The 15,820-nt window shown below is 70.9% G+C and carries 17 protein-coding genes; 11 read left to right on the forward strand and 6 right to left on the reverse strand.

Annotation, left to right across the window (positions count from 1 at the left end; all coding sequences use genetic code 11):
* Positions 1-19 precede the first annotated feature (19 nt).
* Positions 20-457 (reverse strand): hypothetical protein, encoded by a 438-nt coding sequence (locus ACFYQ6_RS16030; protein ID WP_388763435.1) that lies wholly within the window; start codon positions 455-457, stop codon positions 20-22.
* A 107-nt stretch (positions 458-564) separates the two neighbouring features.
* The gene (gene miaA, locus ACFYQ6_RS16035; RefSeq protein WP_361585072.1) at positions 565-1,503 is read right to left on the reverse strand and encodes a tRNA (adenosine(37)-N6)-dimethylallyltransferase MiaA; all 939 of its coding nucleotides are present in this window, start codon (positions 1,501-1,503) and stop codon (positions 565-567) included.
* Between the two features lie 139 nt (positions 1,504-1,642).
* Between miaA and ACFYQ6_RS16040 the strand changes: the two genes are divergently transcribed.
* Positions 1,643-1,888, forward strand: coding sequence for an antitoxin (locus ACFYQ6_RS16040; RefSeq protein WP_388763400.1), 246 nt, complete (start codon positions 1,643-1,645; stop codon positions 1,886-1,888).
* Between the two features lie 91 nt (positions 1,889-1,979).
* Here ACFYQ6_RS16040 and ACFYQ6_RS16045 read toward each other — a convergent pair whose 3' ends face one another.
* Positions 1,980-2,699, reverse strand: coding sequence for a class III extradiol dioxygenase subunit B-like domain-containing protein (locus ACFYQ6_RS16045; RefSeq protein ID WP_361585066.1), 720 nt, complete (start codon positions 2,697-2,699; stop codon positions 1,980-1,982).
* 14 nt (positions 2,700-2,713) lie between these two features.
* Entirely contained in the window at positions 2,714-4,234 is a 1,521-nt protein-coding gene (miaB, locus tag ACFYQ6_RS16050) for a tRNA (N6-isopentenyl adenosine(37)-C2)-methylthiotransferase MiaB (RefSeq protein WP_361585063.1), read from the reverse strand.
* Positions 4,235-4,333: 99 nt separating this feature from the next.
* Here miaB and ACFYQ6_RS16055 point away from each other — a divergent pair, with 99 nt between their 5' ends.
* The gene (locus ACFYQ6_RS16055; RefSeq protein ID WP_361585060.1) at positions 4,334-5,332 is read left to right on the forward strand and encodes a TAXI family TRAP transporter solute-binding subunit; all 999 of its coding nucleotides are present in this window, start codon (positions 4,334-4,336) and stop codon (positions 5,330-5,332) included.
* A 22-nt stretch (positions 5,333-5,354) separates the two neighbouring features.
* Here the strand turns inward: ACFYQ6_RS16055 and ACFYQ6_RS16060 are convergent, their stop codons facing one another.
* Both ACFYQ6_RS16060 and ACFYQ6_RS16065 read right to left on the reverse strand, forming a co-directional pair.
* On the reverse strand, positions 5,355-6,749 hold the full coding sequence (locus tag ACFYQ6_RS16060) for a HAMP domain-containing sensor histidine kinase (protein WP_361585058.1): 1,395 nt from the start codon (positions 6,747-6,749) through the stop codon (positions 5,355-5,357).
* 15 nt (positions 6,750-6,764) lie between these two features.
* Entirely contained in the window at positions 6,765-7,457 is a 693-nt protein-coding gene (locus ACFYQ6_RS16065) for a response regulator transcription factor (protein WP_361585055.1), read from the reverse strand.
* A gap of 348 nt (positions 7,458-7,805) precedes the next feature.
* Here ACFYQ6_RS16065 and ACFYQ6_RS16070 point away from each other — a divergent pair, with 348 nt between their 5' ends.
* The 9 genes from ACFYQ6_RS16070 to ACFYQ6_RS16110 all read left to right on the forward strand — a co-directional run bounded on the left by ACFYQ6_RS16070 (position 7,806) and on the right by ACFYQ6_RS16110 (position 15,378).
* Entirely contained in the window at positions 7,806-8,591 is a 786-nt protein-coding gene (locus tag ACFYQ6_RS16070) for an amino acid ABC transporter ATP-binding protein (RefSeq protein ID WP_356743022.1), read from the forward strand.
* Between the two features lie 65 nt (positions 8,592-8,656).
* Complete coding sequence (locus ACFYQ6_RS16075; protein ID WP_361585052.1) at positions 8,657-9,499, forward strand: glutamate ABC transporter substrate-binding protein; 843 nt, start codon at positions 8,657-8,659, stop codon at positions 9,497-9,499.
* 101 nt (positions 9,500-9,600) lie between these two features.
* Positions 9,601-10,269: an amino acid ABC transporter permease gene (locus ACFYQ6_RS16080; protein ID WP_361585198.1), complete on the forward strand. Its 669-nt coding sequence runs from the start codon at positions 9,601-9,603 to the stop codon at positions 10,267-10,269.
* A complete protein-coding gene (locus ACFYQ6_RS16085; protein ID WP_361585049.1) occupies positions 10,266-11,180 on the forward strand; it encodes an amino acid ABC transporter permease in 915 nt (304 codons plus the stop codon). The genes ACFYQ6_RS16080 and ACFYQ6_RS16085 overlap by 4 nt, the downstream gene beginning before the upstream one ends.
* A 189-nt stretch (positions 11,181-11,369) precedes the next feature.
* Complete coding sequence (locus ACFYQ6_RS16090) at positions 11,370-13,004, forward strand: FAD-dependent monooxygenase (protein ID WP_361586365.1); 1,635 nt, start codon at positions 11,370-11,372, stop codon at positions 13,002-13,004.
* Positions 13,005-13,036: 32 nt separating this feature from the next.
* Positions 13,037-13,123, forward strand: coding sequence for a putative leader peptide (locus tag ACFYQ6_RS16095; protein ID WP_311605579.1), 87 nt, complete (start codon positions 13,037-13,039; stop codon positions 13,121-13,123).
* Between the two features lie 74 nt (positions 13,124-13,197).
* Positions 13,198-13,887, forward strand: a complete 690-nt coding sequence (locus tag ACFYQ6_RS16100; RefSeq protein WP_388763405.1) for a cysteine dioxygenase — start codon at positions 13,198-13,200, stop codon at positions 13,885-13,887.
* Positions 13,888-13,892: 5 nt separating this feature from the next.
* Positions 13,893-14,291 (forward strand): rhodanese-like domain-containing protein, encoded by a 399-nt coding sequence (locus ACFYQ6_RS16105; RefSeq protein ID WP_388763437.1) that lies wholly within the window; start codon positions 13,893-13,895, stop codon positions 14,289-14,291.
* 256 nt (positions 14,292-14,547) lie between these two features.
* A complete protein-coding gene (locus tag ACFYQ6_RS16110; RefSeq protein ID WP_361586359.1) occupies positions 14,548-15,378 on the forward strand; it encodes a hypothetical protein in 831 nt (276 codons plus the stop codon).
* Positions 15,379-15,820 lie beyond the last annotated feature (442 nt).

Consider the following 15,820-nt stretch of genomic DNA (forward strand, 5'->3'; position numbering starts at 1 on the left):
CCGGCCCCGCACCGGCGCATCAGCGCAGGCGCGCCACGCGCCAGACGGCCAGGGCGACGAGCACCGCGCAGAGGATCACGTACAGCGTGATCACGCGCCAGTCGGGGCGTCCGCCCGTCTCCTTGTCCGTGAAGCCGGGCCAGGTGTGCCCCACCCGGCGGGCGGCCATCATGCCCCAGCCGGCGGCGCAGGAGCTGATCAGGAGTCCCAGCATCGCCACGACGGCACCGCCGTCGCCGAACTCGAAAGCGAGCGGGAAGGCGAACATCAGGGAGCCGACAGCGGCCAGCACCACGATCGGCGCGATCTGCCAGATGCGCATGCGGCGGGCGGGACGGAGCTCGACCTCGACCTCGGGGGCCACGTCGTGCTCGTCGGGCCCGTCAGGGCTCAGACGTCCTGCCTCGTGCCGCACATCCGGTGCGTCTCGGTCTGTGTCGCGAGGGCCGGCCTCCATCGCCACGCGCCCTCCCAACTCGGACTCCACTGGTCGATCGATGCTCGATGATGGCACGGTCCCGGCCGCCGAAATGACGGGCGGAGCTTCCCGATGCCATCACGTGATCAGGCTGTAACCGCTCGTTCGACCAACGCCAGCGCCCGGTGCGGGAGTTCCGCACGCTGTTCCTCGGCACCACTCAGCCACCGGACGCGCGGGTCGCGCCGGAACCACGAGTCCTGACGGCGCGCGAAGCGTTTGGTGGCCCGTACGGTCTCGGCGCGCGCCTCGTCCTGCGTGCACTCCCCCGCGAGCGCCGCCAGCACCTGCTGGTAGCCGAGCGCGCGCGAGGCGGTACGGCCCTCGCGCAGCCCTTCGGCCTCCAGCGCGCGCACCTCGTCCACGAGCCCGGCCTCCCACATCCGGTCCACCCGGGTGCTGATCCGCTCGTCGAGTTCGGGCCGCTCGACGTCCACCCCGATCTGCACGGCGTCGTAGACGGGTTCCTCGCCCGGCAGGTTGGCCGTGAAGGGCTTTCCGGTGATCTCGATGACCTCCAGGGCCCGGACGATGCGGCGCCCGTTGCTGGGCAGGATCGCGCGGGCCGCCTCGGGGTCCGCGGCCGCGAGCCGGGAGTGCAGGGCGCCTGAGCCCTGTTCGGTCAGTTCCTGTTCGAGCCTGGCGCGCACGCCGGGGTCCGTGCCCGGGAACTCCAGTGCGTCGATGGCGCCCTTCACGTAGAGGCCGGAACCGCCCACCAGGACCGGCGTCCGCCCCTCCGCCAGCAGCCGGTCGATCTCCGCACGGGCCAGGCGCTGGTACTCGGCGACGCTCGCGGCCTCGGTCACGTCCCAGATGTCCAGCAGGTGGTGCGGGACGCCGTCACGCTCGGGGAGGGACAGCTTCGCCGTGCCGATGTCCATGCCGCGGTAGAGCTGCATGGAGTCGGCGTTGACGACCTCGCCGCCGAGCCGCTGGGCGAGAAAGACCCCCAGATCGGACTTTCCGGCCGCGGTGGGACCGACGACGGTGATCACGCGGGGGGCGGCAGCTGCTCTTCTCACCCGCACAGTCTCCCGCACTTCGACACCCCTCCCGACCGGACCGCACACTCCTCCCACGCGCGCGGACACGGCGAGTCACGCACGTTTGCCCTGTGGCGAGTAAAATGTGACGACAGTCCCCCAGCACGGAAGGTGACCCATGGGTTTCCTGGACAACCTGAAGGCCAAGCTGGCCCCGGCCAAGGAGAAGGTCGGCGACCTCGCGCAGCAGCACGGGGGCAAGATCGACCAGGGCCTCGACAAGGCCGCACGCACGGTCGACCAAAAGACCAAGGGAAAGTACAGCGACAAGATCGTGTCCGGCACGCAGAAGGCCAAGGACGCGGTCGACCGCCTGGGGCACAGGAACGAGGGCGGCACGCCACCGCCGCCGCCCGCGTCCTGACCCGGGCACCGACGGAGTCGAGGGCCGTGGAGCGATCACCGCTCCACGGCCCTCATCCGTTTCCCGGTGGCCCGGTCGTCCCCGTGCGGGCTCAGGACCAGGCGGCGACCATGTATCCCACGCCGTAGGGGGCCTCCTCGTACAGCAGCTTCCCGTCGAGGCCGGCGCCCTCGGCCGCGCCCGCGAGGACCTGCCAGGGCGCCCGGCCCGACGCCTTCAGTTCGTACGCGAGCGACTCGTCCAGGGCCTTCAGCGCGGGCAGGTCGGCGCTGCCCAGCGCACGGGCCGCCGCCGTGTCGAAGTCCACCGCCCGCTCGTCGAGATATCCGGGTGCCTTGACCGTGCGGCAGGCGCTGCCGTCACCCATGACGAGCAGGGCCACGCGCTCCGCCCTGGCCGCCAGGTCCGCTCCGGCCGTCAGGCACCGGTCGAGGGCCAGCGCCTCACCCACTCCGAGCCCTTCGACGGGGGCGGCGGTCCACCGGGCGTGCTCCAGGAGCCAGGCCCCGACGGCGAGGGACGCCGGCAGCGCGCGCTCCGGTGCGGGGGAACCGGCGGGGGTGTCCCCCAGCCGCACGGTGCGGCCGACACCGAATCCGGCGAAGGAGCCCGCCGAACCCCGGGGGAACGGACCGCGTCCCTCCGGCCCGGCGGGCCCGGTCACGATGAGCAGATCCGGTTCCGCCGCTGCGAGCACACCCAGGGCGTCGAGGCACGCGGCTCTCGCCGCGTCGAGCTCGGGCCCGGCGCCCTCGGCGACCTCCGGGACCAGGAGCGGCGGGCAGGGACAGACGGCGGCGGCGGCAAGCATGCCGGTCAGCGTACTCAGTCGCAGCCGCACCCCGGGGTGGCGGCTGCGGCGAGCGGGGCGGGGGCGCCGATGCCGGGCAGGCCGAGCATGACTCCGGCGGGCCGGGCGGCGGGAGCCGCGGTGCGCTTCGCCCAGGCGTCTCCCGAGCGGGTGTTCCGGACGCCCAGGGGCGCACCCTCGGCGAGGAGGTGGTGGGGGGCGGCGTAGGTGATCTCGACGGTCACCACGTCCCCGGGCCGTACGTCCTGGGACGGCTTGGTGAAGTGGACGAGCCGGTTGTCGGGAGCCCGGCCGGACAGCCGGTGCGTCGCGCCGTCCTTGCGGCCCTCGCCCTCGGCGACCATGACGTCCAGCACGCGTCCGACCTGCTTCTTGTTCTCCTCCCAGGAGATCTCCTCCTGGAGGGCGGACAGGCGCATGTAGCGCTCCTGGACGACCTCCTTGGGGATCTGTCCCTCCATGTCGGCCGCGGGGGTCCCGGGGCGCTTGGAGTACTGGAAGGTGAAGGCGTTCGCGAAGCGCGCCTCGCGCACCGCGTGCATGGTCTGCTCGAAGTCCTCCTCGGTCTCGCCGGGGAAGCCCACGATGATGTCGGTGGAGATGGCGGCGTCCGGCATCGCGGCGCGCACCTTGTCGATGATCCCCAGGAACCGCTCCTGGCGGTACGACCGGCGCATGGCCTTGAGGATCGTGTCCGAACCGGACTGCATCGGCATGTGCAGCTGGGGCATGACGTTCGGCGTCTCGGCCATGGCGGCGATCACGTCGTCGGTGAAGTCACGGGGGTGGGGCGAGGTGAAGCGGACGCGCTCCAGGCCCTCGATGGTGCCGCAGGCGCGCAGCAGCTTGGAGAACGCCTCGCGGTCGCCGATGTCGGAGCCGTAGGCGTTCACGTTCTGGCCGAGCAGCGTGATCTCGCTGACGCCCTCGGCGACGAGCGCCTCGATCTCGGCGAGGATGTCGCCGGTGCGGCGGTCCTTCTCCTTGCCCCGCAGGGCCGGGACGATGCAGAACGTACAGGTGTTGTTGCAGCCCACGGAGATCGAGACCCAGGCCGCGTAGGCGGACTCGCGGCGGGTGGGGAGCGTGGAGGGGAACGCCTCCAGGGATTCGGCGATCTCGACCTGCGCCTCCTCCTGGACCCTGGCGCGCTCCAGGAGCACCGGCAGCTTGCCGATGTTGTGCGTTCCGAAGACGACGTCCACCCACGGAGCGCGCGCGACGATGGTGTCGCGGTCCTTCTGGGCCAGGCAGCCCCCGACGGCGATCTGCATCCCGGGGCGCTTCGTCTTCATCGGGGCGAGGCGGCCGAGGTTGCCGTAGAGCTTGTTGTCGGCGTTCTCACGCACCGCACAGGTGTTGAAGACGACCACGTCGGCGTCGCCGTCGGAGCCCTCGGGGGCGCGCACGTATCCGGCGCCCTCCAGCAGCCCCGACAAGCGTTCGGAGTCGTGGACGTTCATCTGGCACCCGTAAGTGCGTACCTCGTAGCTCTTCTGGACGTCCACTGCTTCGCTCCGGTTGCCGCTGGTCATGGGACAAGGGTAGGCGGTGACGGCGCCTGTCCCTCCGCCGGAGCCCGTGGCCATGATCCGGCCTGGCCAGGAGGGGGCACGGGCTGGCAGGATCGCGCCATGCTGCACGCACTGTCCCGGTTCGGCCGGCGACGCACCCTTCGGGGAGGCGCCGCCGTCGCCGTCGTGCTCGGACTGCTGCTGTGGTGGGTCCTCCCGATCGGCGAGGACGAGCCGAGCGGTTCGCTCACGTTCTCCACGGGCGTGCGCAGCGGGGTCTACCAGCGCTACGGCCAGCGGCTGGAACGCGCGCTCGCCAAGGACATGCCCAAGGTGTCGATAGAGCTGCAGAACAGCGAGGGCTCCCAGCAGAACGTCGAGCGGGTCGCGACGGGCAAGGCGGACTTCACGATAGCCACCGCCGACGCCGTCGCCACGTATCTGCAGAGCGGGAAGCCGGGCGCCGAGCGGCTGCGGGGCTGTGTCCGGCTGTACGACGACTACGTCCAGCTGGTCGTGCCCAGGGGCTCCGACGTGCGCCGGATCGCCGATCTGCGCGGCAAGCGGGTGGGCGTGGGGCAGAAGGGTTCCGGGGTCCTGCTCGTCGCGGACCGGCTGATGAAGGCGGCGGGGCTCGATCCGGCGGCGGACATCGCCCCCGTCCATGCCGGGATCGACACGATGCCGAAGAGGCTGGCCGACGGCCGGCTGGACGCGTTCTTCTGGTCCGGCGGGCTGCCCACCGCCGCGGTCCAGGATCTGTCGGAGAAGTTCGCGATCCGGCTGATCCCGCTGGAGGACCCGGTGATCAGCAAGCTCCAGGCGGCCGGCGGGTCCACCCGCTACTACCGCTCGGCCGTGATGCCGGCCGACGCCTACCACGACGCCCAGCAGGGGCAGGCCGTGCAGACGGTCGCGGTCTCCAACCTGCTCATCACCACCGACCGCACCGACGCGCTGACCACGGAGGCGTTCACCCGCACCGTGATAGACAGCCGCGACAAGATCGGGCGTGAGGTGCACTCGGCGCAGCTGGTGGATCTGCGGACGGCGATCTACACCGATCCGCTGCCGCTGCACGAGGGCGCCAAGCGCTACTACCGCTCGGCCAAGCCCTGACCGACCGCCGCTGCGGCCCGGCTCACGCGTGCGGGGGGTTGCGCGGCACGGTGACCGTGACGCGCAAGCCGTGCGGTTCGTGCGTGGAGTAGCCGATCGATCCGCCGCCCGCGGCGAGCAGGGCGCGCGAGATCGAGAGTCCCAGCCCCGACCCCTTGACGTTCTGGTGCCGGCCGCTGCGCCAGAACCGGTCACCGACGCGCTCCAGCTCCTGTTCGGTCAGCCCGGGCCCGCGGTCGGCGACGACGATCGTGGCGGTGGTGCCGTCCGTACCCGCCGTGACTCGGACCTCCTCCCCTGCCGGGGTGAACTTCAGCGCGTTGTCGATGACGGCGTCCAAGGCGCTGGACAGGGCGATCGGATCGGCCCAGCCGGTCACCGCGGGGGTCCCGTCCAGCGTCATCCGTACGCCCTTCTCCTCGGCCAGCGGCCTCCATGAGGCGACGCGTTCACCGGTGAGCGCGCCGATGTCCGTGAGCTGGAGATCCGCCGCGGCGTGTTCGGCCAGTGCCAGGTCCAGCAGGTCGTCGAGGACCTGGGCGAGGCGCTTGCCCTCCGTGCGCACGGAGGCGATCTCCTCGTTGCCCTCGGGGAGTTCGAGGGCGAGCAGCTCGATGCGCAGGAGCAGCGCGGCCAGCGGGTTGCGCAACTGGTGCGAGGCGTCGGCGACGAAGGCGCGCTGCTGCTCCAGCACCTGCTCGACGTTGTCCGCCATCTCGTTGAAGGAGCGTGCGAGCCGGCGCAGTTCCGGGGGCCCGCCGGATGCCACGACGCGGGACCTCATGCGCCCGCTGGCGATGTCGTGGGTCGCCGCGTCCAGGATGCGTACGGGCAGCAGTACCCATCCGGTGAGGCGGAAGGCGGCTCCCACGGCCACGAGCAGCGCCAGGGCCTCGCCGAGGGCGATGAGCAGCCAGCCGCGGAGTATGCGGGACCGCATGTCCCCGGTGGGTGAGTCGGTCACCACGACGGCGACCACGTCGCCGTCGCGTACGACCGGGGAGGCGACGGCTATGCGGTCGCTCTGCCAGGGCCAGACCTGCGGTGGATCGTGCGAGCGGCGGCCGAGCAGTGCTTCCTGGAACGCCTCGCGCCCCTCGCCCTCGGCGGGCAGGGACCAGGTGGCGGGGGCCTTGGCGAGGGCGCGGTCGTCCCGGTAGAAGATCCCGGCACGGATTCCGTACACCGAGTCGTAGGCCTCGAGTTCGGTCTGCAGGGTCCGATGGCGGTCGTCGGTCCCCCCGACGGGTTCGCTGACGAACTGGGCCAGTGCGCCGAAGCGCGCCGTGTCGTCGATGCGGTCGATGACGACCCGCTGCTGTTCGGCGGCGGCCACCCGCACGGCCAGCGGGAAGCCGAGGGCCAGCAGCACGGCGGCCATCAGGATGAGGAGCAGGGGAAGCAGGCGGGTGCGCACCGGGTACGTACGTCCTCAGGCCGGCGGCGGGACGAGCCGGTAGCCGACGCCCCGTACGGTCTCGATCAGGGCGGGCAGCCTGAGCTTGGAGCGCAGCGACGCCACGTGCACCTCGAGGGTGCGGCCCGTTCCCTCCCAGCTGGTCCGCCACACCTCGCTGATGATCTGCTCGCGGCGGAACACGACACCGGGGCGCTGGGCGAGCAGCGCGAGCAGATCGAATTCCTTGCGGGTGAGCTGGACCTCGTGATCCCCGACGCTGACCCTGCGGGTGGGCAGTTCGATCCGGACGGGGCCGAGCAGCAGGGCGGCGAGCGGGGTCGGGCCGGTGTCCTCAGCGGACGGCCTGCGCCGGGCGACCGCGTGGATGCGGGCCAGGAGCTCACCGGTGTCGTAGGGCTTCACGACGTAGTCGTCGGCGCCGAGGTTGAGGCCGTGGATCCGCGAGCGGACGTCGGACCGGGCGGTCACCATGATCACGGGGATCGCCGAGCGCTTGCGGATCTTCCCGCACACCTCGTAGCCGTCCTGGTCGGGCAGCCCGAGGTCGAGGAGCACGACTCCGAAGGGTTCACGCTCGGCAGGCAGCAGCGCCTGCAGGGCCTCCTCGCCGCTGCGGGCGTGGACGACCTGGAAGCCGTGCCGTGCGAGCACGGCGGACAGGGCCGCCGCGACGTGGTCGTCGTCCTCGACGAGCAGCAGTCTCATGGGTCCCCCTCTCCGCCTCGTTCTCGTAGGTCCTCACGCGGTCCGCGAACCGTGCGTGACCGTACACCGTGTTCAGCCCGGCGAATCTTCCCGTACGCCGACGATTCACGTCATCCCGCACCAGGCATCCACGCCGATGACGGGTACGACAGTCAAGCCCCGGCCCGTTACCACCAGGTTTCCGTTACCCACCCGGTACCCCTCCGAGCAGCCCGTGGCGTCCCGTTCACACGGTGTGTCCGGTTGCGGCCGGATCGTTATGCTCAATTTCCGCTCAGATGTAATGACGCTGATCGCACTGCGTCACTAGGGTCCTTCCCTAACCGAGGAGGACGGAGCAAGAAGCCGATGAGCGGAGTTTCAGTGAACAAGGCCGCCGAGGATGCCGCGCCCGCGGGTGACGACCTTGTCGTACTGAGCAACGTCAACAAGCACTTCGGCGCGCTGCATGTGCTCCAGGACATCGACCTGACCATCGCCAGTGGCGAGGTCGTCGTAGTCATCGGGCCCTCCGGGTCCGGGAAGTCCACGCTGTGCCGCACGATCAACCGCTTGGAGACGATCGACTCGGGCGCGATCTCGATCGACGGCAAGCCGCTTCCCCAGGAGGGCAAGGAGCTCGCCAGGCTGCGTGCCGATGTCGGCATGGTCTTCCAGTCGTTCAATCTCTTCGCGCACAAGACGGTGCTCGAGAACGTGATGCTGGGCCAGGTCAAGGTCCGCAGGACGGACAAGAAGCTGGCCGAGGAGAAGGCCAGGGCGCTGCTCGACCGCGTGGGCGTCGGGGTGCAGGCCGACAAGTACCCGGCGCAGCTCTCCGGCGGTCAGCAGCAGCGTGTGGCGATCGCCCGCGCGCTGGCCATGGACCCCAAGGTCATGCTCTTCGACGAGCCCACGTCGGCGCTCGACCCGGAGATGATCAACGAGGTCCTGGAGGTCATGCAGCAGCTGGCCCGGGAGGGGATGACGATGGTCGTCGTCACCCACGAGATGGGCTTCGCCCGCTCGGCGGCCAACCGGGTCGTCTTCATGGCCGACGGAAAGATCGTCGAAGAGGCCACGCCGGACCAGTTCTTCAGCGCCCCGCGCAGCGACCGGGCGAAGGACTTCCTGTCGAAGATCCTTCACCACTGATCCCGCACGGCTGGGCTCAGGACCAGCTGATCACTCACATCGTTCCAACCCAGGGGAATCCCATCATGCAGCTTCGCAAGGTCACCGCCGCCTCGGCCGCCGTGCTCGCCCTCGCCCTCACCGCCACCGCCTGTGGTTCCGACGAGAAGGACGACGCCGCGGGTTCCGGTGGTGGCGACAAGATCACCATCGGCATCAAGATCGACCAGCCCGGTCTCGGCCTGAAGACGCCGGACGGCAAGTTCACCGGCTTCGACGTGGACGTCGCGACGTACGTCGCCAAGGAGCTCGGCTACGAGGCGAAGAACATCGAGTTCGTCGAGACGAAGAGCGCGGACCGCGAGACCGCGATCGAGCGCGGCGACGTGAAGTTCATCGCCGCGACGTACTCCATCAACGACGAGCGCCTGCAGAAGGTCGACTTCGCGGGTCCGTACCTCCTCGCGCACCAGGACGTCCTCGTCCGCGCCGACGACAAGACCATCAAGTCGCCCGAGGACCTCAACAACAAGCGCCTCTGCTCCGTCACCGGTTCGACCTCCGCGAAGAACGTCAAGGAGAAGCTGGCCCCGAAGGCCCAGCTGCAGAACTACGGCGGCTACTCCGAGTGCCTCACCGGCCTGGAGAACAAGGCCATCGACGCCCTGACGACGGACGACTCCATCCTCGCCGGTTACGCGGCGCAGGACGTCCACAAGGGCAAGTTCAAGCTGGCCGGCTTCAAGATGACCAACGAGAACTACGGCATCGGCCTGAAGAAGGGCGACGCCGACCTCAAGAAGAAGATCGACGCCGCGCTGACCAAGATGGTCTCGGACGGCTCCTGGGACAAGGCGGTCGAGACCAACTTCGGCCCCGCCAACTACAAGAACGAGGCCGCGCCGAAGATCGGCGACGTCGTCAAGTAGGTCTCCCGCTCACAGGCGGTCCGAAGACGGGCTGACGAGGTGCGCCGCCGCAGAGGCGGCGGCGCACCGAGCCCTCCCCACACGTGGAAGCACGGGAGATCGTGTTCGACTTTCTTGAAGGTTACGACCTACTGGGGGCCTTCTGGGTGACGGTGAAGCTCACCGTCTACTCCGCCCTCGGTTCCCTCATATGGGGAACGCTGCTGGCCGGTATGCGGGTCGGCCCGGTCCCCCTGATGCGCGGTTTCGGTACCGCTTATGTGAACATCGTCCGCAACATCCCTCTGACCGTGATCATCGTCTTCGCCTCGCTGGGCCTCTTCCAGACCATGCAGGTCGAGCTCGGTGGCGGCGGCAACTTCGAGGTCATCAACTTCCGGCTGGCCGTACTCGCGCTCGCCCTCTACACCGCCGCCTTCGTGTGCGAAGCGCTGCGGTCGGGCATCAACACGGTGCCGACCGGGCAGGCCGAGGCGGCACGTGCGCTCGGGCTGAACTTCACCCAGGTCCTGCGACTGATCATTCTCCCGCAGGCCTTCCGTTCGGTCGTGAACCCGCTGGCCAACGTGCTGATCGCGCTGACCAAGAACACCACGGTCGCTGCGGCGATCGGCGTGGTCGAAGCGGCGTACCTCATGAAGGACATGATCGAAGCCGAAGCCCAACTGATCCTCATATCCGCCGTCTTCGCGTTCGGATTCGTCTGCCTCACCCTCCCGACCGGGCTTCTGCTCGGCTGGGTGAGCAAGAAGGTGGCGGTGAAGCGATGACGACGTCCGTCCTCTTCGACGCGCAGGGGCCCCGCGCCAAGCAGCGCAACATCCTGTACACCGTCGTCTTCGTCGCGGTCCTCGCCGCGGTGGCGTGGTGGGTCTACACCAGTCTCGACGAGAAGCACCAGCTCGACTGGGTCAAGTGGGAGCCGTTCTTCACGAGCCCTCAGCCGTGGGAGACGTACATCTGGCCCGGCTTCCAGAACACGCTCAAGGCGGCGTTCTTCGCCCTGCTCATCGCCCTGCCGCTCGGGGCGCTGTTCGGCATCGGCCGGCTCTCCGACCACCGCTGGGTACGCATGCCCGCCGGCGTCGTCGTGGAGTTCTTCCGCGCCATCCCCGTCCTGATCCTGATGATCACGGCGAACGCCGCGTACGCGGAGTTCACCGACATCGCCACCGACCAGCGCCTGCTGTACGCGGTCGTCACGGGACTGGTGCTGTACAACGCCTCGGTGCTCGCCGAGATCGTGCGCGCCGGAATCCTCTCCCTTCCGCACGGGCAGACCGACGCCGCGAAGGCCATCGGCATGCGCAAGGGCCAGACCATGCGGTATGTGCTGCTGCCTCAGTCGGTCACCGCGATGCTGCCCGCCATCGTCAGCCAGATCGTGGTCATCGTGAAGGACACCGCCCTCGGCGGCGCCGTGCTCACGTTCCCCGAGCTGCTGGCCTCGGTCCGTCCGATGAGCGCGAACTACGGCGCGAACACCATCGCGTGCTTCACGATCATCGCGCTGATCTACATCGCGCTGAACTTCGCGCTGACCTCCTTCGCGAGCTGGCTGGAGCGCAGGCTGCGACGGGCCAAGAAGGGCACGGGTGCCGTCGTCGGTGCCGCGCCCGGCGGTGGCCTGCAGACGATCGAAGCCCCGCCGGTCAAGTCCGGTGACGTGGACAAGGTCTGACGGGAAGTCCACACCGTCTCCACCCGGGGGGCGCGGCGCTCACGCCGCGCCCCCCGCCACGTTCCCTGGTCACTTGACGCATGCACCGCCAGTAGGTTGCATACGTTCTGTGATCCCGCCCCGAACCACCGCCGCCGCAACCCCCTCCTCCCTCTCGACCTCGACGAACGGCGCCGGAGGGTTCACCCCGTGGACCCGGTGATCATCGTCGGCGCCGGGCCGGTCGGCCTGTCGCTGTCGCTCGCCCTCGCCGCCCAGGGCGTCCCGTCCGTCGTGCTCGACGAGGGGCCGGGCAACGACGAGCTACGCCCCGCCCGCACCGTGGTCCTGCGCGAGGACACCGCGGACCTGATGGAACGTCTCGGCTGCTCGGCCCTGCCCCACGAGGGGCTGCGCTGGACCGGCTGGCGATCGGTCCGCCGCAAGCAACTGGTGCGGGCCGTTCCGCTGGGCGAGGGGCAGGGCACCGTCCCGCTCCCCTCCCCCGTACACCTTCCCCAGCACGCGCTGACCCGGGGGCTGCGTGCCGCGGTCGCAGCGCGGGATCTGGTCAGCATGGTGCCGCTCAGCAGGATCGACACCCTGGAGCAGGACGATCACGGGGTCACGGTGCACACCCGGGAGCCCGGTTCGACGTGGTGGCGCGGAAGCTACCTCGTGGGCTGCGACGGGGCTCGCTCCACCGTGCGCAAGTTGCTGGACATCAGGTTTCCCGGCCGTACGGCGGTGGAACGGCACGCCGTCGCCGCGCTCCGCGCCGAGCTGCCCTGGCCCGGCGAGGCCGTGCTGCACCGGGCTCCGCCGTGGCGTTCCGGGGGCGCGGAGGTCACCGCGCGGCCGCTGCCGGGCAACGTCTGGCGGCTGGACTGGCTCCTTCCGCCACGCGGCGAACTCGTCACCCCCGACGCCCTGATCACCCGGATCCGCGACACGCTCGCGGGCTGGTGCGGTGAGACACCCGCCTACGAGCTGCTGGACACCGGCGTCTACACGCTGCACCACCGGCTGGCCCGGCGCTGGCGGTCCAAGCGCGCCTTCCTGGCCGGGGACGCCGCGCATCTGCTGGGTGCGCTCGGAACCCAGGGGCTGGACGAAGGGCTGCGGGACGCCGAGAACCTGGCCTGGAAGCTGGCCCGGGCCTGGCATCAGGACGCCGGCGAGCTGCTGCTCGACAGCTACCAGGCCGAGCGCCGGGCCGCGGTCGCCGCCAGGCTCCGGGCGGCCGACCAGTCGCTGCCGATACTGCGGGGCGGTCCGGGCCTCCGGACGCTCGTGCCCGGCAGCGCGCGCGGGCACGACACCCTGCTGGCAGACGGGCACCTGGGGTGCGGCCCTCTGGGCGCGCCCCCTTCGTACACGCACTCCCCTCTTTCGCCTCAACCCGCCGAGGGCCACGTCGCGGTGGGTACGGCACCTGGTGCGCCGGTCGCCGACGTGCGGGTGACCGCGCCCGACGGGACGGCGGTCCGGCTGCGTGAGCGGCTGGACCAGGGGCACCTGCTGGTGATCCTGGTGGCACCGGGCACCGGGGTGTGGGACCGGAGGCACTGGCTGACCGCGGGTGTCATGCCCCGGCTCGTCGACGCGGTGGACGCCCTGCCCGTGAAGGCCGAGCTGCTGGTGACCGAGAGCTACCCCGGAGCCACGGCCCACACGGTTCTGCTGGTCAGGCCGGACGGGCACCTCGTGGCCGCCTTCAGCGGCGTGCGGCCGGCGGAACTCTTCGCCGCGGCCGACGCCGTGCGCGGGGGTGGTACGGGCCCGGCGCACGCGGACGCGGCCCGCACCACTACGCGCTCCGACCGGACCGCGGACGTCAATTGACCGCCACAGGCGCGCATGGTGTACTCCAGATCATGACCGACACCGATGTGCGCCTGTGGCGGAGGGTCCATATGGACCTCGTCCGCTATGCGGGCTGCGTGTGTCGCCCGTCCTGCTGAATCGCTGACCTCCGGCACGTCGTGCTGTTCTCCGCGCGACCGTGCTTCCTTGCGAACTTCTCAGGACGGCCCCTGTGTCTGCACCCTCTCCTTCCTCCGCCACACCCGCGTCCACCGCCGGCGTGGACGCGCCCGCGAGCGCTCCCCTGGTCGCCGCTGCCCCGGACGCCACTGCGGCGGTCGGCGGCCCCGCTTCCGACTCCGGCGGCACGAGCAGCGCCGTCGCCCCGGAGGGCGGCGCCGGTGCTCCGGAGGGCGGCGCCGGTGCTCCGGCACCTACCGCCGCGGAGCTGCTCGACTTCGTCCGCCGGACCGCGCAGGACACCGCGCTCGTCTCCTCGCTGCCGCTCGACCCGGAGGGGCGTACCTGGCTCCGGCTGGACGGCCCCGGCGGGAGCGAGGCGTGGCTGATCAGCTGGCCGCCCGGCACGGGCACGGGCTGGCACGACCACGCGGAGTCGACGGGAGCGTTCACCGTCGCCGCCGGCGCCCTCAGGGAACACTCGCTGGCCGCCCGGCTCCCCACGGACGGCTGGAAGACCCTTGAGCTGAGCGAGGGCGTCGACCGGACCCGGCTGCTGGCGACCGGACAGGGCAGGGCGTTCGGGCGGCACCACGTGCACGAGGTGCTCAACGAGTCCGGGCGCGAGCACGCTGTGTCGGTGCACGCCTACTACCCGCCGCTTCCGCAGATCCGCAGGTACAGCCGCACGGGTGCGGTGCTGCGCCTGGAGCAGACCGAGCGCCCCGAGGACTGGCAGTGAGCTCCGTGGAAGAGAACCGGCCGAGGCCGTCAGGCATTGACGAACTGCTGGAACGGGTCCGGGAAGGTTACGAGCGCATCTGCCCCGAACAGGCCGCCGCCGAGGCCGCGGAGGGCGCCCTGCTCGTCGACATCCGTTACGCGGCTCTCCGTGAGCAGGACGGCGTGATTCCCGGGGCGCTGGTCGTCGAGCGCAACGAGCTGGAGTGGCGACTCGACCCCCAGGGCAGTCACCGCGCCCCCCAGGCGGTGAGCCACGATCTGCGGATCGTGGTGATCTGCAACGAGGGCTACGCGTCGAGTCTCGCGGTCGCCTCCCTGCACCAGCTGGGGCTCCACCGGACCACCGATCTGACCGGCGGCTTCCAGGCCTGGCGCGCCGCCGGGCTCCCGGTCACTCCCTGACAGCAGTGCACGGCTTCCCCCGTGCAGCCCGGTACCGGTCGACCTGGTACCGATCGCCCCGGCACCGATCGTCCCGGTACCGGTCGACCCGATACCGGGCTGCACGTGGTCGCGGCTTCCGTCGGCCTCCCCCGCCTTCGGCAGCCCGAATGCGCACCTGACACACCCGAACGCTGCTCCCCGGTGGAGCAATCGCCGCGCGCGACGGACATTCGCCTCATCACTGAGGACCGGAATGTACGGAGATGTCGCGCCGATGGAAACCTCTCAGCTCACCCCGGACCAGCTCGACGCACAAGTCTCCCGCCTGCACGCGACGGAGGCCTGGCAACGCATCGTCACAGGCTGGGACCGCACCGCCCCGGAGCCTGCGGGCCCAGAGGGAGCGGACCCGCCACCCGTGCCGCTCGATCCGGAGCTCGCGGATCCTGAGCTCGCGTATCCGAAGCTGGCGGAGCCGGGGCTCGCGAATCCTGAGCTCGCGGAGTCTGAGCCTGCGTGCCCGCCTCCCGTTGCGGCGGCGCCTGCCGGCCCGCCGTCCGCACTGCTCGCGCCCTCCGGCCCGCCTCCCGTCACGGCGGCGCGGGGCGGTGGGGCGAGGCCAGTACCTCAGGCCGACTGGCGGGGCCTGCTGTCCGTGCCCGTCGACCAGCTGATCGACGAGTCCCTGCGGGCGCTGCCCGCTCCGGCCCCTGGGGAACGGCCCCTGCCCGGACGTCTCGGCGCCGTGCTGCCCGAACGACTTCACGCGTGGCGCCGCATCGGACAGCCCGATGTGTCCCCGTCCACCCATCTCGGCCACGCACGGCGGATCCTCACCGAGTGGGGCTGGCAGAACACCCCGTACCGCCTGCGAAACGCCCGCGGTGCGCGCTGTCTGTGCGGGGCCATGCTGACCGCACACCGGCTCGGCTACGGGTCCCTCGACACGGTGGACCGCGCCGGCGCCTGGCTCATCACCGAGCTGCGCTCCCAAGGATGGACCGGCCTGATCGGCCCCTGGAACCGCCAGCCCGGCCGCACGGCCGCTGAGGCTCTGGCCCTGCTCGACGCCACGATCCACCGGGCAGCTCAGGCAGGCCACTGAGCCCACCGGAAATCTCAGGTGCTCACGGCGCGCACCCGGGATCGCAGGTACTCACGGCGCGCACCGGGCATCTCAGGCAGTCGCGGCGCGTCACGGCGCTCACTGGGCATCCTCCACAGTCATGGCGCCCATCAAGCGTCGCAGGCAGGCAGTCATGGCGCCCACCGGTTGTGACGGTAGCCCCCTCCGCCACCGTCACGACCCGTGCCGCTGCGGGCCGCGCCGTCGCTCACGCGTCATCCGACAACCCGCCCCGTCCGCCCCGTGCACCCAGTCGGCTACGGTCCCCCGACCTCCCGTGCGCACGGCACGGCGCTGTCACCCGCCCGCGTCAGCACCGCGCCGGCCTCCCCGTCGGTCCGTCGGTCCGGTCCCGGCTGCCCTTCCCCCTCGCACCCCTCGCACCCCTCGCGCCCCTTGCGCCCCTTGCGCCCCTCGATCC

This window comes from Streptomyces sp. NPDC005494 (genome assembly GCF_042872025.1).
In the GTDB taxonomy this organism is placed as follows: Bacteria; Actinomycetota; Actinomycetes; order Streptomycetales; family Streptomycetaceae; genus Streptomyces.